The sequence below is a fragment of the Microcystis aeruginosa FD4 genome (assembly GCF_009792235.1).
Taxonomy (GTDB): Bacteria; Cyanobacteriota; Cyanobacteriia; order Cyanobacteriales; family Microcystaceae; genus Microcystis; species Microcystis viridis.
The window spans coordinates 2,835,704-2,853,220 of the sequence record NZ_CP046973.1; the positions used below are offsets into that span (position 1 = coordinate 2,835,704).

The window sequence follows — 17,517 nt, forward strand, 5'->3', positions numbered from 1 at the left end:
TATGAGTTGAAATCGATTTTTCATGGACAGAGTTCTTAAAACCTGTCTATTTATTTGTCAGATTGATTGGCTCTGCTTAGGTTTTGCACGATCGATCGAAGGACTAATATCTTTAACCAAAAAGTAAATCATGGAGGATTGCTAAACGCTGGTCATCTTCACGAACAATAGCACCATAATAATTTTTTTTATTCTCTAGCCAGAGTAATTCAAACTCGATCGCCTTGGACCAAGCTAAACTAAAATTATCCAAAGCTTGGGGACAATCAAAGATAACTTTGCGCGTCTCGAAGCGGTCAAAATGTCCTTGGCAGAACATTTTGAAAAACGGTAAAGAATCTAGTGACACCCCACCCCCAATAGCCACAGTCAAACCGGCAGCCTTAGCTTTTTTTGCCAAAGGTAAAGCCAGATCTAAAACTTGCTCGCTATTGACATCCCGGCGAGTTAATCCCAAAGAAGAGGCTAAATCCATGCGTCCGATGACGATACCATGGAGAGATTTTATCTCTGGAATCGCCAACATTTCCTGAAAATTATCACAGGCAGTAATCGTTTCGATATTAACTAATAACTCCACATCTTCCACCCCTTGATCGGCTAAAACCCTCCTAGCTGCCCGCAGATATTTTTGTAAAGCGTAGGCTGTTTCTACCATGGGAGCAATCAAGCGATCGACTCCTAAATTAACTGCATCAAAGATATCTCTGATCGCTTCGCAACCGGCGATTTTCAGATTAAAATCTACCCCCGCTTTCAGACTAATTTCTTTCAACCGCATCGCTTCCGTCAGTCGGGTTCCTTCCGTCTCGAATTCCGCTTTTACCCCTGAAACATGGTGATCTTCCCTGAGTTCTCTTAACAGTTGCACCATTTTTTTTTCTAAGGAATTCATGATTTTAATCTTTCAAAATCGCTAACTGCTAGATGAGCCTTGTTGATTATAGCCGATCTGCGAAAAGCCGATAGCTGAGGACTAGGAGACCATAAAAATACCCTAAACAAGAGGACAAAAGCGACAAAATACTGGCATAATGAGCAAGGCCGTCTGATTTTTTTCTGGCCACATCCTTTCTATACTACATTCGTAATATAAGTAATTCTCTAGTTAGACTATGCGAACTCACTACTGTGGCGACCTTAGCGCGATCGAAATTGAAAAAAGTGTCACCCTCTTTGGTTGGGTCGATCGCCGTCGCGATCACGGTGGCGTTATTTTTATCGATCTGCGGGATCGCAGTGGTATTGTCCAGATCGTCAGTGATCCCCAACGAACCCCCGCTTCCTACCCGATCGCTGAAACCGTTAGAAACGAGTATGTCCTCAAGGTGACGGGAACAGTCAGTCAAAGGCCGCCCGAATCCCTGAACCCGCGCATTGCCACAGGAGAAATCGAAATTTACGCCACTAGCATCGAGATTCTCAACGGGGTTACTAAACAACTGCCTTTTGTCGTCTCTAGTTCCGAAAGTGAATCGGTACGGGAAGATGTGCGCTTGCGATACCGCTATCTAGACCTACGCCGGGAGCGTATGAGTCAGAATTTACAACTACGTCACCAAGTTGTCAAAGAAATGCGCCGTTTTCTCGAAGATGAACAGCATTTTATCGAAGTGGAAACGCCAATTTTAACTCGATCGACTCCCGAAGGGGCGCGGGATTATCTAGTTCCTTCCCGTGTCAACCCCGGCCAATGGTACGCTTTACCCCAATCACCGCAATTATTTAAGCAATTATTAATGGTGTCAGGAATGGATCGCTACTATCAAATCGCCCGCTGTTTCCGCGACGAAGATCTGCGCGCTGATCGTCAACCGGAATTTACTCAGTTGGATATGGAGATGAGTTTTCTCTCTTTACCTGAGATTTTAGCCCTGAATGAGGCTTTAATCGCTCATATCTTCAAAAAAGTCAAAAATATTGATATAAGCCTGCCCCTGCCCCGTTTAACCTATGCTGAGGCTATGGATCGCTATGGGATCGATCGCCCCGATACCCGTTTTGACCTGGAATTGGTCAATGTGGCGGAGATTTTTGCCGATTCGGGATTTAAGGTGTTTTCAGGGGCGATCGCTAGTGGTGGGACGGTGAAAGTTTTACCGATTCCCAACGGTAACGAGGCGATTTCTAACGTCAGAATCAAGCCTGGTGGGGATTTATTCAAAGAAGCCACCGATGCCGGAGCCAAAGGAATCGCCTACATCCGCGTGCGCGAGGACTACGATTTTGATACCATTGGTGCAATTAAAGATAACCTGACAGAGGCACAAAAACAGGCTTTAATCGAGAAGACTGGCGCAAAACCAGGCCATCTGCTCTTATTTGGGGCAGGAGATACCGATACAGTCAATAAATCCCTATCTCGCCTACGCTTAGTTTTAGGGGAACAATTGGGATTAATTGATCCCGAGAAAATCAACCTCCTCTGGGTGACGGATTTCCCGATGTTTGAATACAACGCCGAGGAAAAACGCCTAGAAGCATTGCATCACCCCTTTACTGCCCCCAATCCCGAAGATTTAGACGATCTAGCCCAGGCTCGCGCCCTAGCCTACGATATGATTTTTAATGGTATTGAAATCGGTGGCGGCAGTTTGCGGATCTATCAACGGGAAGTACAGGAAAAAGTCTTCGCTACCATCGGTCTATCCCCAGAGGAAGCCTATAATAAATTCGGCTTTTTGTTAGAAGCTTTTGAATACGGAACCCCTCCCCACGGTGGTATCGCCTACGGTTTAGATCGCTTGGTGATGTTGTTAGCAGGAGAAGAATCGATTCGCGATGTGATTGCTTTCCCGAAAACCCAGCAAGCTAGTTGTTTACTCACTTCTGCACCTTCGACAGTGGCAGCCAAGCAATTAAAAGAATTATGCGTTGCTTCTACCTACAAACCGCCATCCTAAGATTAAGGTGGGCATTGCCCACCTAATTTTTAAAAGTCTGTTGACACTAAGTTAAATTCTTTTCTGCCCTCACTTCATCCTCTTTAGCCGTGGCTAAAAATTCCTAGAGTTTAGTTTTGGGAACTAGGGGAAAAGTGCAGGGTAAGCGCATCTTAACAATCCTTGACAATTGTTAAGCAAAAATCGACCAAATGGGTCGATTTCGCCCCTACAAAATCGACTTTCTCTGCTCGCGGTGACGTTAATTCCCTTTATTCGGGAAAGAGGACTAAATTTTATCGGTCGCTGGCTATATTCGTCTCCAATTGACTTTGTAGGCAATCAAATGCAGTTGAGCTTCAGAGATGCACAGCTTTTTGGTTTTTGTTTAGGCACAGCCAGTAGTGGCGCTCGTCATATAGTGGGGGAAGAGGGGATAAGACTAATTGAAACCTACTACGCTAAACTTATCTACGAAATCGGTATCGTCGGTTTTATCGCTTTTATGGCACTGGTGACAATTCTCTGTATTCTCACCTTTAAAGCCTATTTAAAAGTAAAAAATCCCGCTTTAAAGCATTGGGGTCTCTGTATCTGGATTTTTATAGTCATTTCAGATAAGTCTGATACAGTCTAGACCGACAAAATCCGTATGAACTCTGGGATTGATATTCTCAATCTTAATTGAAATGACTATATACTTTTTATTAGCTATAATCCCTACTATTATCCTCTCTCCGTCGAGCCTGTTTCTGTTTACTATTGGTTATTCGCTGGAATATTGCTAAAACTGCCAGAAATCAGCGATAAATTGGAAGATGAGGCGGGATTTCCCCAAAAAAATTAATATGGGCAACAATCTCTAGGCGATCGCTGGAGAGTAACGAGACTTTCTCACTTTCCCCACCCGCGACCTTTTTCGGTTAGATTATCAATCTATTCATAGCGTTTCCTGTTCACAAGAGGTACATTTTTAATCCTAAAAAGCTTAATCAGCAAAGGTTAAGCTGTACCTCACATATGCGAGAACCGCTATAGTGATTATAAATAGCCGAAATTGCCCGCTTATAGCATTATAAGTTCTACAGATGAACAAAATTGAATTTTTTGATTAATTCGATATTGGCTCTGGGCTAATAATTGGTTGTGGGCGAACGCGGTTCGCCCCTACAGATAAACAAAATTGAATTTTTTGATTAATTCGATATTGGGGGTGGGCTAATAATTGGTTGTGGGCTAATAATTGGTTGTGGGCGAACGCGATGCGCCCCTACTGTTTTATGTTCTCGCTTAAAACAACAAATCTAAATATAATTCTTGTGATTGTCGATCGATTGGCAGATAATCTCGATCATTTGGCCAGTTTTTGGGATTGTTAATAATATATTCTCGAACAACTGCTAGATACTTTTCATCTCGAAGAATTGATTCATAATAATTGCGTTGCCAGATAGGAGTATCTGTGTTCTGTCGAAGCAAATTAATTCGTTTAGTAACCGCCGATTTAAACCCCGCAATACATGACGATAAAGAATTCGGTTTCTGCTGTGGGGGCGCATCGTGGTCAGTGAGTTGATCGAACTGCGTGCGCCTAAATCTAGAGGCTGATTGCCCGTTGCCCAAACTCTGATTGTCGCCAGAATAATCATTAATTATAACAATTCCATGGAAATGATTGGGCATAATAACCCATTCAGCCAATTGAAAATTAGGTCGAATTTTGCAGGTTTTTAGCCATTCATCAGCAACAATTTTTCCTAATTGATTAAGGTACATTTGACCATTTTTGATTTCTCCAAACCAAGGTCGTTTTTGGTAGGTACAAATAGTCACAAAATATGCTCCAGGTTGGGAATAATCATAATTTCTGAGGCGAATAGAACGACGATGATGTTTTTCAGGATCAAAGGTCATATATATTCCCGCAATACTCACAAAACCTCTTATCAATTCCCATCATAAGCGATCGCAATTCACACCGACGTATTTTTTCTGAAACCCCCCAAAAACCACCCCCAAACCCGTAGGGGCGCATCGCGTGCGCCCAAATCCCCCCAAATCCCCACAAATGCCCCAAAAAACCCAAACCCCCAAAAACCACCCCAAAACCCGTAGGGGCGCATCGCGTGCGCCCAAATCCCCCCAAATACCCCAAAAAAACCCAAATCCCCAAAAACCACCCCCAAACCCGTAGGGGCGCACCGCGTGCGCCCAAATCCCCCCAAATCCCCCCAAATACCCCAAAAAACCCAAACCCCCCAAAAACCACCCCCAAACCCGTAGGGGCGCACCGCGTGCGCCCAAATCCCCCCAAATACCCCCAAATACCCCAAAAAACCCAAACCCCCCAAAAACCACCCCCAAACCCGTAGGGGCGCACCGCGTGCGCCCAAATCCCCCCAAATACCCCCAAATACCCCAAAAAACCCAAACCCCCCAAAAACCACCCCCAAACCCGTAGGGGCGCATCGCGTGCGCCCAAATCCCCCCAAATACCCCAAAAAAACCCAAATCCCCAAAAACCACCCCCAAACCCGTAGGGGCGCATCGCGTGCGCCCAAATCCCCACAAATACCCCAAAAAACCCAACCCCCCCAAAAACCACCCCCAAACCCGTAGGGGCGCATCGCGTGCGCCCAAATCCCCACAAATACCCCAAAAAACCCAAACCCCCCAAAAACCACCCCCAAACCCGTAGGGGCGCATCGCGTGCGCCCAAATCCCCACAAATACCCCAAAAAACCCAAACCCCCAAAAACCACCCCCAAACCCGTAGGGGCGCATCGCGTGCGCCCAAATCCCCCCAAATCCCCCCAAATACCCCAAAAAACCCAAACCCCCAAAAACCGCCCCCAAACCCGTAGGGGCGCATCGCGTGCGCCCAAATCCCCCCAAATCCCCCCAAATACCCCAAAAAACCCAAACCCCCAAAAACCGCCCCCAAACCCGTAGGGGCGCATCGCGTGCGCCCAAATCCCCCCAAATCCCCACAAATACCCCAAAAAACCCAAACCCCCAAAAACCACCCCAAAACCCGTAGGGGCGCATCGCGTGCGCCCAAATCCCCCCAAATCCCCCCAAATACCCCAAAAAACCCAAACCCCCAAAAACCACCCCCAAACCCGTAGGGGCGCATCGCGTGCGCCCAAATCCCCCCAAATCCCCACAAATACCCCAAAAAACCCAAACCCCCAAAAACCACCCCAAAACCCGTAGGGGCGCATCGCGTGCGCCCAAATCCCCCCAAATACCCCCAAATACCCAAACCCCCAAAAACCACCCCAAAACCCGTAGGGGCGCATCGCGTGCGCCCAAATCCCCCCAAATACCCCCAAAAAACCCAAACCCCCCAAAAACCACCCCCAAACCCGTAGGGGCGCATCGCGTGCGCCCAAATCCCCCCAAATCCCCCCAAATACCCCAAAAAACCCAAACCCCCCAAAAACCACCCCCAAAACCCGTAGGGGCGCATCGCGTGCGCCCAAATCCCCTGATTAACCCGATAATTGCCGGCGGGCGAACGCAGTTCGCCCCTACAAAATCGACCCGCCTAAGGGCGGGAAAGAAAAGAAAAGAGAAAAAATAGGGAATGAGGGTAAAAAGGGAAAAAAGAGAAAAAGGGTTACAGAGTCCTCCCAGCACCGCACACCACCCGAAAACCGTAGTTGTCGACGTTGTCGCGGCGGTCCTTGTCGTAGCGGCAAGCGGAACGGCAGTAAGGCGGAGTGTCGAACCAAGAACCGCCCCGCAATAGAGAACGATTATCATCACCATTTTCTATCCAGACACTGCCATCCGTCGGCGCACCATCATAATTATTGTGCCAGGTATCGGCACACCACTCCCAGACATTGCCGTGCATATCGTACAGCCCGAAAGCATTGGGGGGAAACTTGCCGACAGGGGTGGTTTCTTGACGATAAATACCTTTAGGGCCTTGAGCATAAATATAATTGCCATCGTAGTTGGCTAAATCGGGGGTGATGGTTTCCCCGAAATAGAAGGGAGTGGTGGTTCCCCCACGACAGGCATATTCCCACTGCGCTTCCGAGGGGAGGCGATAGTCTCGTCCCGTCGCTTTCGAGAGTCGCTGACAGAATTCCACCGCATCGTACCAAGAGACTTTTTCAACAGGGCGATTATTGCCAGAGAAGTTAGAAGGATTTAAGCTGAGGTCACGTTCAATTTTTGGCAGGGAGGCCACTGCTTTCCACTGGGCCTGAGTGATAGGATATTTGCCCATAAAGAAGGCAGAAACAGTCACTAGATGTTGGGGACGTTCGTCATCACTTCCTTGTCCATCGGGTGAACCCATCTTGAATTGTCCTGGTGGAATAGCGACCATTTCCAGGGTGATACCATTGCCTAAGTTTTCTGTAAAATACTGCGCTTGTTTCTTTTCTCGTTTGACTTCTTTCCCTCGACTATCGACGGTGACAGTTTGAAAATCAAAAAATTGAGCATTACTAGGTAATTGGCGACGGAGTTGGTTAAGTTGAGAATGATTGGGATAACGTTCCAACGCAGCATTAAGGTTCGATAAAGCTTCTTGCAATTGACCTGAATTCAGCAATTTAATGCTACGTTGGTAAAAAGATTCAGCACTCAATTGTTCTGACAATAAACCTTTAACTTGAGTGGCAAGCTGACGACTTTCTAGTTCTGCCAAACAGTGATGTAATTTATTACAATACACTTCATCTGCTGCGGTAACAACACATTTCATCGCTTTAATCGCTTGCTCTAAATTATTAGGAGGATTTATCCCCCGCAATCGCAACCAAGACTTAACGGAATAATCCAGCTGTTCTTTGGCCCAAGATTTATCAGGTAAAGCAGTTAAACTATCAGCTAAATCTAATGCTAATTCAGGCATCCAAGCGGGGCGTTCATTTTCTAAAGCCTCATAAACCTGACGATAGCCAGAAACGATAGTCTTTAATAACTTAGGATCATCAATACCTCGCATTAAATCGGGGATAAGCTTAGGCAAAATGGGCGGGACATTGTGATGAATTAGGTAGTGAATATCGGCAATCCAACCGCCTACCAGTGATTGACATTTGACTAAAAACTGACAGAGATATTCAAAATCCTTAGCCGTAACTTTATACGGTTGAGTCGCCAAATCACTGACATCGATTCCCGCACTCTTGAGAGCTTCTTCGTCTTGTAAAATTTTCAAATTAAAGGCATTATCCCTCCCATATTGCCGATCAATTTCCTCCGAAGATTTATTTAATTGTTTTGCCAGTTGCTCTCTTTTTTCTCGCCATTGTCTTGCTCTAATTTTAACAGATTCATAGACAACTTCTCGATAGGGAAGATTAGAAATAATCGATTGATAAAAATATTTTTGCTGTCCTTCTCCCCAATAGCCCACATTAAGATGAAGATAATCCCCATCAATTTGTGACTCTAAAATTAACATGGGTTCAGATTTTAATAAGGCAAAAAGACCTATAATAGCCGCACCGCCATGATAGCGTTTACTATCCCATCCACCATCAATTAGTTCGATCGGTCTTTCGGTACTTTGGAAAGAATAATGTTGATTAAAAAATTCCCGTAATCCTTGCGCCAAAGCAGTTTCAATATTAGGAAAACTTTTATTGTTGCCACCAAATTGATCAAAATCGATAACGGGAGGTGCGGGAATTACTCTCAGAGAAAGTAAATTCTCATCATGATTAGCATTCAAAATTTGATCGGGAACAATTCTCAGAGGCCAGTTTTGAAATAATTTCTGATCTTGAACAACTTGACGGGCAGTATTTCGTTGTTCTAGGGCTACTTGTAACTGAGTTTTACGGTTATGTTCAGCAAGTTCTTTCTGCAATTGCTTCTGTTTTTCAAATTGCTCTCGCTGAAATTCCTGATTATTTAATTGTTGCCATTTTTGAAATTCCTGTCGCTTATCCTCCAGTTTTTCCGTCGCTTGTCTCGCCAATTGACTATTAATTAAATTGACAACCCCATTAACAACATAAAATCCCATCATTTCAGCAGTCATAAGATTCCCTCTCCCAGATAAAATTTGCTCAAGTAGTTTTAAACGGCCAAGCTTCCGCCGGTTTATCGGTAATTAAAACCTCCCCGGTCAACTGCTCATTTGCTTGTTCAATTTGCGAACAAGACCAAAACTTTTCCTCATAGGGAAAATTAGAATCAATCCCCCGATAACCAATAACGTCACCATCGAGATTTCGGCTAACATCGGTTAAAGTAATCGCGTGCCAAGATTGAGAATCGGGATAGGAAATCGGGTCTAAATCGTGGGCATCCCCGACAAAAACCACGGGACGATTCTCATCTAAAGCATTAGCCAATTCCTGATGGTCAAAATTTGCCCAATGGGAGGGGATATCATAAGAACTCAAAATTTCTTGATAATCTTCAGGATTTAATGCACCTCCTCGACCGGGATAGTCTATTTGCAGTTGGTCTGAGAAATTATTCGTAATCTCGGGATGGAAACACTGGACAATATTTTCAATGGTTTCGTAACCACAGGTTGGACCCGTTTGTAAATCTGCCAACAAATGCACATTTCCTAACCCCGTAAACCCTAATTCTTGATGGGGAATATCATTAATTAAAGCTTCTGGCGATTCATAATGGAAATCTTGATGGCAGTGGGATACATCTTGCCAAGACTCATCAGGTTGATAGTTGAAAGAATCCACCATCATCTCATTTTGCCAATTCCAACCCCCTTGAGTCGGCATTTCCTGCCAACCGCTTTCGGTTTCCGGCAGATTCACCTCCGTAAAATCTGGGGAAACTAACTCCAAAGCTTCACTATCTAAAGGGTTAAGCGAATAGTCTTCTGGTGCAAAGCCTTGGCTATAGAGGTCATTCATGGTTGCCTCCGCTTCTTGACTGGGGCTATTTTTTAACCTAGAGAATCGGCATCACTAAGTATTTATACTTCGATGATACTCCCAACCCATGAAAGTCTAGTCTGGACGTTGATAAAAGTTAACTGATGTTCACAGCCTCGAATTTTGGGCGCAAGGCTTCACTGGTGTTAACTTAACGGTTGAGATTCCCTGTTTTTTTGATGGGTAACAATAAACCTCTCGCATAATTGATTTTTGAGGATTCAAAAACGTCAAAAAGGAGGATTAACTGGCATAAAATCCCTAAATAAACCATTTAATTGATTATTACTCATTCTTAATTCTCCTGTCTCGGAGTCTCCTGTCTCCTAACCCCACCAACAAACTTTTTCAGCAAACCCTAGTTAATTATTTTTAGCTAGTTGACTAACAACCCATGCTCTTAAATTCTTTTCTGCTTTAACTTCATCCTCTTTAGCAGTGGCTAAAAATTCATAGAGTTTAGTTTTCGGAACTAGGGGAAAAGTGGGACTAAATTCTCCTTCCTGATAAACACCCTTTTCTAACCGATAAATGCGCCAAATTTGTCCATTAAAACGCCATAATTCCGGCACTCCCAAACGGGCATAAAGTGCTAATTTATTAATATCCGTGTGGGTAATATCCACTTCCACCACTAAATCTGGGGGCGGATCTTCAGTTAAATTAATCCTTTTTCCTAGCACTTTGGCTTGATTTTGAATATAGTAAGCATTATCCGGTTCTGCTCCTCGTTCTAAATCTTCCCTAGCTAGAGTTGTGGAACCCAGACTTTTAATTTTTAAACCCAATTCTACCACCAAAATCCGAATAAATAATCCGATTAATTCTCGATAAAACTCGTGTTCTTCTAGGGGCATAGTAATCTCTAAAGTACCACGATCATAAAATAAATGGGCGCGATTATTTTCTCCTATTGCTTGTAAAATTTGCTGATAGGATAGCCAACTGAGATGATTAAAAACTACCCGTTTTTCGCCCCTAATTTGCTCAGTATTTAACTCCAGAGGAACTGTCACCATAATTACCTCAACTTTTAGCTAGTTGACTGACAAACCATGCTCTTAAATTCTTTTCTGCCCTCACTTCATCCTCTTTAGCAGTGGCTAAAAATTCATAGAGTTTAGTTTTGGGAACTAGGGGAAAAGTGGGACTAAATTCTTCTTCCTGATAAACCCCCTTTTCTAACCGATAAATGCGCCAGATTTCTCCATTAAAACGCCATAATTCCGGCACTCCCAAACGGGCATAAAGTGCTAATTTATTAATATCCGTGTGGGTTATATCCACTTCCACCACTAAATCTGGGGGCGGATCTTCAGTTAAATTAATCCTTTTTCCTAGCACTTTGGCTTGATTTTGAATATAGTAAGCATTATCCGGTTCTGCTCCTCGTTCTAAATCTTCCCTAGCTAGAGTTGTGGAACCCATACTTTTAATTTTTAAACCCAATTCGGACACCAAAAAATAGATAAAACGTCCGATTAATTCTCGATAAAACTCGTGTTCTTCTAGGGGCATAGTAATCTCTAAAGTGCCACGATCATAAAATAAATGAGCGCAATTATTTTCTCCTAGTGCTTGTAAAATTTGCTGATAGGATAACCAACTGAGATGATAAAAAACTAGCCGTTTCTCACCCCTAATTTGCTCGGTATTGAACTCCAGAGGAATCGTCACCATAACTGCCCCGAAAAGCGAAATTTATGCCCAAAAAAGGGGGTTGATTCACCCCCTTATTATCTTATCAAACCAGTGCTGGAACCTGGGGCCAACGCCCGATCGCCTTACCAATGACAGCTAACTCCTGAGTTAATCGATCGAACCGGTCCGGAGTCAAAGATTGCGGCCCATCAGATAGGGCTTTCGCCGGGTTAGGATGTACCTCAATCATCAAGGAATCGGCCCCGGCTGCCAGGGAAGCCATGGCCATGGTCGGTACATATTCCCATTTACCCGTACCGTGGCTAGGATCAATCATGATCGGCAGGTGGGTTAAAGTTCTTAAAACGGGAATACAGGATAAATCTAGGGTATTGCGGGTATATTTACTGTCAAAGGTGCGGATACCGCGTTCGCAGAGAATAACATTGCTATTTCCTGCCGCAAGGATATATTCTGCCGCCATCAACCAATCTTCAATAGTAGCCGCCATGCCGCGCTTGAGTAGGACTGGTTTCGGTTGCGCCCCAACTTTTTTCAGGAGGGAAAAATTCTGCATATTGCGGGCCCCCACTTGCACCACGTCGGCTATTTCAACAATCTTAGGGAGGTCCGCCGCGTCCATTACTTCCGTGATAATACCCAAACCACTGGCATCTCTAGCCGCCGCTAGTAATTCTAGAGCGCTTTCCCCGTGACCTTGGAACGCATAGGGAGAGGTGCGGGGTTTGTAGGCCCCACCGCGGAGGAATTGCGCTCCGGCTGCCGCCACTCGTTTGGCAGTTTCCACGATCATGGCCTCATTTTCCACCGAACAGGGGCCGGCGACAATGCTAACGGGATGATTTCTGCCGATGGGGATAACACCGTTAGGAGTGGGGACTAAAACCTCGCTGTATTCCCCGTGACGGTATTCTAAACAGGCGCGTTTGAAGGGTTGTTCGACTCGCAGGACGGTTTCGATCCAAGGGCTTAATTCTTGGATTTGTAGGGGGTCTAATTCCCTGGTTTCTCCGACTAAACCGATGACAACTTTATGCTTACCGACGATTTTTTCGGGACTTAATCCCCATGCCTCGAATTCGGCACCGATGCGCTCGATTTCAATTTCCGGGGAACCAACTTTCATGACAACAATCATGGCATTAACCTTGTTATTTTTTTCCTTTAATCTCTATTGTTGACGATTTCTAGCGGTTGTCTATTTTTCTTCCACTTCTTTTTTGCCCGACCGCCAAGCGGCGATCGTTCTGCCAAAATTAGCTTGAAATTCTTGCCATCCTAGCCAATCCCCCACCCGATCCTCATCCCAAGAAGCGGAGAAGATGCCATAACTCAGACCGATGAAACCTAGACCAAATAGGCTTAAACTGACGAGCATGGCGACGTAGGAAGGGATTTCGAGAAGATTGTGGCTAATAATCCAGTAGAAGCCAAAAAAGGAAGTTATCCCCAATACTGTCGGAATGCCACAAAATACCGCCATCCGTTTGGCCATCCGTTGACTGACCACTTGGGGAATCGCCTTTAAGCTGGTTTCCTCGGAGCGATTTTTTAGGGGCGGTGGCACGGGACTAGGGGCAATTTTCGGGGGTTTTCGCTTATTTTGGCGCGGCTCAAAGGGGAGACGCTCTTTTTTCTCCGTCGATTTCGATTCAGAGGCCATGGTAGGGATGCAAAGGGGGTAAGCTTAACGGCGAATTCCGAGACGACCAATCAGGGTTTGATAACGTTGTTGATCTTTCTTCTGAATGTAGGTTAACAGTCCCCGACGACGACCGATCATCTGGAGTAATCCCCGGCGGGAAGCGTGGTCTTTTGGGTTAGCTTTCAGGTGTTCGGTCAGTTGGTTGATTCTCTCGGTTAAGAAAGCTACCTGTAACTCCGATGATCCTGTATCGGTTTCGTGGGCCTGATATTGGCTGATTAGTTCTTGTTTTTTGGTCTGGGTTAAGGCCATAGGACTCGTGATCTCTGCTTAAACACTGCAACCTATCATAGTATCACGTTTCCGGTCGATCCGTAAACATTGTTCGGGTGATAGGGTTTTGGGGTGATAGGGTTTTGGGGTGATAGGGTTTTGGGGTGATAGGGTTTTGGGGTGATAGGGTTTTGGGGTGATGAGACAACTTCCCCACTTCCCACTTCCCCACTTCCCCATTTCCCACTTCCCCACTTCCCCACTTCCCCACTTCCCCATTTCCCACTTCCCCACTTCCCTATCTACCCCACTTCCCCACTTCCCCACTTCCCCACTTCCCTATCTACCCCACTTCCCCACTTCCCTATCTACCCCACTTCCCCACTTCCCTATCTACCCCACTTCCCCACTTCCCTATCTACCCCACTTCCCCACTTCCCCACACCCCACACCCCATTTCCCCATTGCCGCAAATCATGGCAAAATCTTAGAGATAGCGTCTAACTTACCTTGAAGATTCCATGCTGTTAAAATCCACGACCCGTCATATTCGCATTTATACGGCTGAAGTAAAAAATAATCAATTAATCGAGAGTAACAATGTCTTGACTCTTGATGTGGATCCCGATAATGAATTTAATTGGGAAGAAGTGGCTCTCAATAAGGTTTATAGTAAGTTCGATGAATTGGTAGAATCCTACAATGGGGAAGAACTGAGCGAATATAATCTCCGTCGCATCGGTTCAGATCTAGAACATTTTATCCGTTCTCTCCTGCAAAAAGGGGAAATTAGCTATAATCTCAACGCCAGAGTGCAGAACTATAGTATGGGTTTACCGAAATTAGGGTGAACAATCCTGCGTCAGTCCCCACCAGGACTCCTAGCGGGGTGGGGAAGTTGCATCGCGGCAATGAGGAGTTTCACCCCTTGCGGGTGAGCGACGAATTGCCTGTTACCCTTTTGGTTTTGGTAGTCGCTTAATGTATTCTCATAAAATTTGAGCCGTACTAACATCTTTAGATTTCTTGCATAAATCAAAAAATTTTCGGAACTTTATCTGAGTTGCTTACCCACGATTCAGGCATATTTGAGGAGAATTTGCGATCAAATGGCTCGATTTCGTAACTATTCTGATTGAATGGTATCACTTAAAATGCCCACGCAGATCACAAAATTGGCCAATTGTCAATAGCGTTTGAGATGCTCTCACCCTGGTGGAACTACTGATCTCACGCCGAAGTCTGACGGCTTAGATGTGTAATTAATTTTGCTTAGGTACTTACTTATGGTAAGCAGCAGAAGTTATTCAAAGAGGGCGAAGGCAATTCGCCCCGACAATAATATTATTGCGCCAATGGTAGGGGCGCACTGTGGTCAGTGAGTTGATCGAACTGCGTGCGCCCTGTCATATAGATAGATATTTCGACCAAATTGAGATGCAGCCCGGTTATGTTGTTACCAGTATTGATGCTTACGAACAAAAGTATCGTCAACGCACCCTTTCTTATCTTGAGAAAAAGGCTCAGGCTCTAGGTTTCAAAACCGTTCCTCATTCCTCTACTGGTGAATGTGTTTCTTGAGAGTTTTCAGTTCACTGATTACTGATTACTGTTTACTGTTCACTGTTGACTGAAAATACTTCCCACTCCCCTCACCGCTCATGCTGCGATCGCTAGATGAGAAAATTGCACATTTTGTCATCTAGATTGCATCCTGATGGGAAACCTCTGGGTAATCTATGAGTAGAGATACTCAAACCTCCTCTTCATCGGTGCGTTCCTGAGAGGGATATTTTTTTCTCTCATAAACTTTACAATATTTAATAATTGTTGTAATATTAGTTAAATAACCAAGGTTCTTACTACTTGCCATTTATGCCCAAAAACTCTATATCTAGCTGAAAACAGGACTATAGAGGCAATTAAATCGTCAATTAAATTCCTCTCTATCCTTGAGTAATCACTTACTGATCTCTTTACAAAACTAGAAAAAACCCTGATAGCATCTCCTTAACTGCCCCTGGGGAAGCGATCTGAAAAACGCCCTCAATCCCTGAATATCAACCCTCAATCGACGCGCACTCATGAAAACCTCGAAAAACCCCACCGATCCAGTTCGCGCCTATCTCAGAGAAATTGGCCGAGTTCCCCTTCTCAGCCATGAAGAAGAAATTCTCTACGCGAAACAGGTACAAAGATTAATTTTTCTGGAAAAAATCAAGGAATCCCTAAAAGCTAAACTCGGCGGGGAACCTAGCGATCGCCAGTGGTCAGAAGCGGCGGAAATTAGTGAAGAACAACTGCGTCGAGAATTAGGGGCAGGGGATTTCGCCAAACGCAAGATGGTAGAAGCGAACCTGCGTCTAGTGGTTTCCGTCGCTAAAAAATACCTAAAACGCAATCTAGATCTATTGGACTTAATCCAAGAGGGAACGATTGGGATGCAAAGAGGTGTGGAAAAATTCGATCCCACTAAAGGCTATCGCTTTTCCACCTATGCCTATTGGTGGATTCGGCAAGCCATCACCCGGGCGATCGCAGAAAAAAGTCGCACCATCCGTCTGCCCATCCACATCACCGAAAAACTGAATAAAATCAAAAAGGCCCAGCGTCAACTAGCTCAAGATAAAGGTCGCGCTGCCACCATTGCCGAATTAGCCGAGGAATTAGACCTAACTCCCAAACAGGTGCGAGACTACTTGGAAAGGTCCCGTCAACCCCTTTCCCTTGACTTAAAGGTGGGGGACAATCAAGACACGGAATTAGGGGAACTCTTGGAAGATACGGGACTTTCCCCGGAAGATTACACTGCCCATTCTTCCCTCCAGGTGGACTTAGAAAAACTGATGGCAGACCTCACCCCTCAACAAAAAGAAGTGATTTCTCTGCGTTTTGGTTTAGATAATGGGCAGCCCCTCACCTTAGCGAAAATAGGAGTTCGACTCAATATCAGTCGTGAACGCGTCCGTCAGATCGAACGAGAAGCGATCGCTAAATTAAGAAAACGCAGGGGCAACATCAGAGAATATCTAGCTAGTTAGGGTTTGCGGCAAAAAGTTTTTCGTGGGGACAGGGTGTGGGGTGTGGGGTGTCGGGTGTGGGGAGAACAAAGCTGCCTTTTGCCTTTTACCTTTTGCCTCCTGCCCCCTGCCTTCGTTAAGGGTCAAATTGATCGTCTGGATAACAGCGAGAAAAATGACCCATTTCTAGGTTCATCGGCGACTTTTCTCGACTATTTCTCTATTTCTTCAAGATATTTTTTCAAAAAGAGAGCTAATTTTTCTTTAGTGGCGACGGGAACAGAATCTAGACGGGTAAGAATAGCGTATTTAAGGGCAGAATGAGCGGCAGAAACGGGAGGATTAGCTACCAGACGGCGCACCGTTTCTTGGATAACTTTTTGGGCATTAATAGCGTTATGGTGTAGATTTTCGATCACCATTTCCACAGTGACATGATCGTGATCGGGATGCCAACAATCGTAATCGGTAACTAGAGCTAAGGTAGCGTAGGCAATTTCCGCTTCTCGGGCTAATTTTGCCTCGGTTAAATTGGTCATACCGATCACGGTTGCACCCCAACTTCTATAGAGATTTGATTCCGCTTTGGTAGAAAAAGCCGGTCCCTCCATACAGAGGTATGTACCACCCCGATGCAGGGTAACTTCCGGTAGGTTTAAACTAGCGACGGCATCCCCTAAAATGTTTGCTAATTGGGGACAAACGGGATCACCAAAGGCGACGTGGGCAACAATTCCTTCCCCAAAAAAAGTCGCCATTCTCTCTTTAGTTCTGTCAATAAATTGATCGGGAATGACTAAATCTAGGGGTTTAACTTCCGCTTTTAGGGAACCAACGGCCGAAGCAGAAATAATATATTCAACTCCTAATTGTTTGAGGGCATGAATATTAGCTCGAAAGGGTAATTCGGTCGGTAAAAAATGGTGACTTCTGCCATGACGCGCTAAAAAGGCGACTTCGGTTCCCTCTAAAGTCCCGAGAATTAAAGCATCGGAAGGAGAACCAAAAGGAGTATCGAGGGATACTTCCCGCACATCCTTGAGGGCATCCATTTTATACAAACCACTGCCGCCAATGATGCCAATTTTTACCGTCGTCATAGTCTTGGAAAGAATTAGTTATCGTTGCCTTGATGTTACCATAATTGAGCG

16 protein-coding genes and 2 pseudogenes are annotated in these 17,517 nt (G+C 45.0%); 6 read left to right on the plus strand and 12 right to left on the minus strand.

Annotation, left to right across the window (positions count from 1 at the left end; translation table 11 throughout):
• Positions 1-112: 112 nt before the first annotated feature.
• On the minus strand, positions 113-895 hold the full coding sequence (locus GQR42_RS14405) for an aldolase/citrate lyase family protein (RefSeq protein ID WP_158200473.1): 783 nt from the start codon (positions 893-895) through the stop codon (positions 113-115).
• Between the two features lie 220 nt (positions 896-1,115).
• Here GQR42_RS14405 and aspS point away from each other — a divergent pair, with 220 nt between their 5' ends.
• A complete protein-coding gene (gene aspS, locus GQR42_RS14410; RefSeq protein WP_158200474.1) occupies positions 1,116-2,903 on the plus strand; it encodes an aspartate--tRNA ligase in 1,788 nt (595 codons plus the stop codon).
• A gap of 46 nt (positions 2,904-2,949) precedes the next feature.
• Here the strand turns inward: aspS and GQR42_RS30025 are convergent.
• Positions 2,950-3,039, minus strand: a pseudogene (locus GQR42_RS30025) (Uma2 family endonuclease); the annotation flags it as partial.
• A gap of 84 nt (positions 3,040-3,123) precedes the next feature.
• Between GQR42_RS30025 and GQR42_RS14415 the strand changes: the two are divergent.
• Positions 3,124-3,729 (plus strand): annotated as a pseudogene (locus GQR42_RS14415) (hypothetical protein); the annotation flags it as partial.
• Positions 3,730-4,172: 443 nt separating this feature from the next.
• Here GQR42_RS14415 and GQR42_RS14420 read toward each other — a convergent pair.
• From GQR42_RS14420 to GQR42_RS14460, 9 genes are all read right to left on the minus strand, one after another.
• Positions 4,173-4,796, minus strand: a complete 624-nt coding sequence (locus GQR42_RS14420; protein ID WP_158200475.1) for a transposase — start codon at positions 4,794-4,796, stop codon at positions 4,173-4,175.
• 1,708 nt (positions 4,797-6,504) lie between these two features.
• Entirely contained in the window at positions 6,505-8,895 is a 2,391-nt protein-coding gene (locus GQR42_RS14425; protein WP_158200476.1) for an SUMF1/EgtB/PvdO family nonheme iron enzyme, read from the minus strand.
• A gap of 28 nt (positions 8,896-8,923) precedes the next feature.
• Complete coding sequence (locus GQR42_RS14430; RefSeq protein ID WP_158200477.1) at positions 8,924-9,745, minus strand: hypothetical protein; 822 nt, start codon at positions 9,743-9,745, stop codon at positions 8,924-8,926.
• 383 nt (positions 9,746-10,128) lie between these two features.
• A complete protein-coding gene (locus GQR42_RS14435; RefSeq protein ID WP_158200478.1) occupies positions 10,129-10,785 on the minus strand; it encodes a Uma2 family endonuclease in 657 nt (218 codons plus the stop codon).
• Between the two features lie 7 nt (positions 10,786-10,792).
• Positions 10,793-11,446, minus strand: coding sequence for a Uma2 family endonuclease (locus GQR42_RS14440; protein WP_158200479.1), 654 nt, complete (start codon positions 11,444-11,446; stop codon positions 10,793-10,795).
• Between the two features lie 64 nt (positions 11,447-11,510).
• On the minus strand, positions 11,511-12,566 hold the full coding sequence (aroF, locus tag GQR42_RS14445) for a 3-deoxy-7-phosphoheptulonate synthase (protein WP_158200480.1): 1,056 nt from the start codon (positions 12,564-12,566) through the stop codon (positions 11,511-11,513).
• A gap of 60 nt (positions 12,567-12,626) precedes the next feature.
• The gene (locus tag GQR42_RS14450) at positions 12,627-13,091 is read right to left on the minus strand and encodes a PAM68 family protein (RefSeq protein ID WP_158200481.1); all 465 of its coding nucleotides are present in this window, start codon (positions 13,089-13,091) and stop codon (positions 12,627-12,629) included.
• A gap of 24 nt (positions 13,092-13,115) precedes the next feature.
• Positions 13,116-13,385, minus strand: a complete 270-nt coding sequence (gene rpsO, locus GQR42_RS14455; RefSeq protein WP_002738807.1) for a 30S ribosomal protein S15 — start codon at positions 13,383-13,385, stop codon at positions 13,116-13,118.
• Positions 13,386-13,403: 18 nt separating this feature from the next.
• Positions 13,404-13,673 carry a hypothetical protein gene (locus tag GQR42_RS14460; protein WP_233271018.1) on the minus strand — a complete coding sequence of 90 codons (270 nt, stop codon included), beginning with the start codon at positions 13,671-13,673 and terminating at the stop codon, positions 13,404-13,406.
• 194 nt (positions 13,674-13,867) lie between these two features.
• Between GQR42_RS14460 and GQR42_RS14465 the strand changes: the two genes are divergently transcribed.
• The 4 genes from GQR42_RS14465 (at position 13,868) to GQR42_RS14475 (ending at position 16,387) form a co-directional block, all read left to right on the plus strand.
• The gene (locus GQR42_RS14465; protein WP_002738864.1) at positions 13,868-14,197 is read left to right on the plus strand and encodes an NAD(P)H-quinone oxidoreductase subunit M; all 330 of its coding nucleotides are present in this window, start codon (positions 13,868-13,870) and stop codon (positions 14,195-14,197) included.
• The gene (locus GQR42_RS29550; RefSeq protein WP_257792580.1) at positions 14,194-14,328 is read left to right on the plus strand and encodes a hypothetical protein; all 135 of its coding nucleotides are present in this window, start codon (positions 14,194-14,196) and stop codon (positions 14,326-14,328) included. The genes GQR42_RS14465 and GQR42_RS29550 overlap by 4 nt, the downstream gene beginning before the upstream one ends.
• Positions 14,329-14,783: 455 nt before the next feature.
• On the plus strand, positions 14,784-14,927 hold the full coding sequence (locus GQR42_RS14470) for a hypothetical protein (RefSeq protein ID WP_199273367.1): 144 nt from the start codon (positions 14,784-14,786) through the stop codon (positions 14,925-14,927).
• Between the two features lie 503 nt (positions 14,928-15,430).
• Positions 15,431-16,387: an RNA polymerase sigma factor, RpoD/SigA family gene (locus GQR42_RS14475; RefSeq protein ID WP_158200483.1), complete on the plus strand. Its 957-nt coding sequence runs from the start codon at positions 15,431-15,433 to the stop codon at positions 16,385-16,387.
• A gap of 191 nt (positions 16,388-16,578) precedes the next feature.
• On the opposite strand, the gene GQR42_RS14480 is transcribed toward GQR42_RS14475, so the two are convergent.
• Positions 16,579-17,466, minus strand: a complete 888-nt coding sequence (locus tag GQR42_RS14480; protein ID WP_158200484.1) for an S-methyl-5'-thioadenosine phosphorylase — start codon at positions 17,464-17,466, stop codon at positions 16,579-16,581.
• Positions 17,467-17,517: the final 51 nt, after the last annotated feature.

Excerpts from the sequence above, each read along its gene's own strand:
- GQR42_RS14405 (WP_158200473.1), bottom strand. The coding sequence starts at position 895 with ATGAATTCCTTAGAAAAAAAAATGGTGCAACTGTTAAGAGAACTCAGG.
- aspS (WP_158200474.1), top strand. The coding sequence starts at position 1,116 with ATGCGAACTCACTACTGTGGCGACCTTAGCGCGATCGAAATTGAAAAA.
- GQR42_RS14420 (WP_158200475.1), bottom strand. The coding sequence starts at position 4,796 with ATGACCTTTGATCCTGAAAAACATCATCGTCGTTCTATTCGCCTCAGA.
- GQR42_RS14425 (WP_158200476.1), bottom strand. The coding sequence starts at position 8,895 with ATGACTGCTGAAATGATGGGATTTTATGTTGTTAATGGGGTTGTCAAT.
- GQR42_RS14430 (WP_158200477.1), bottom strand. The coding sequence starts at position 9,745 with ATGAATGACCTCTATAGCCAAGGCTTTGCACCAGAAGACTATTCGCTT.
- GQR42_RS14435 (WP_158200478.1), bottom strand. The coding sequence starts at position 10,785 with ATGGTGACAGTTCCTCTGGAGTTAAATACTGAGCAAATTAGGGGCGAA.
- GQR42_RS14440 (WP_158200479.1), bottom strand. The coding sequence starts at position 11,446 with ATGGTGACGATTCCTCTGGAGTTCAATACCGAGCAAATTAGGGGTGAG.
- aroF (WP_158200480.1), bottom strand. The coding sequence starts at position 12,566 with ATGATTGTTGTCATGAAAGTTGGTTCCCCGGAAATTGAAATCGAGCGC.
- GQR42_RS14450 (WP_158200481.1), bottom strand. The coding sequence starts at position 13,091 with ATGGCCTCTGAATCGAAATCGACGGAGAAAAAAGAGCGTCTCCCCTTT.
- rpsO (WP_002738807.1), bottom strand. The coding sequence starts at position 13,385 with ATGGCCTTAACCCAGACCAAAAAACAAGAACTAATCAGCCAATATCAG.
- GQR42_RS14465 (WP_002738864.1), top strand. The coding sequence starts at position 13,868 with ATGCTGTTAAAATCCACGACCCGTCATATTCGCATTTATACGGCTGAA.
- GQR42_RS14470 (WP_199273367.1), top strand. The coding sequence starts at position 14,784 with ATGCAGCCCGGTTATGTTGTTACCAGTATTGATGCTTACGAACAAAAG.
- GQR42_RS14475 (WP_158200483.1), top strand. The coding sequence starts at position 15,431 with ATGAAAACCTCGAAAAACCCCACCGATCCAGTTCGCGCCTATCTCAGA.
- GQR42_RS14480 (WP_158200484.1), bottom strand. The coding sequence starts at position 17,466 with ATGACGACGGTAAAAATTGGCATCATTGGCGGCAGTGGTTTGTATAAA.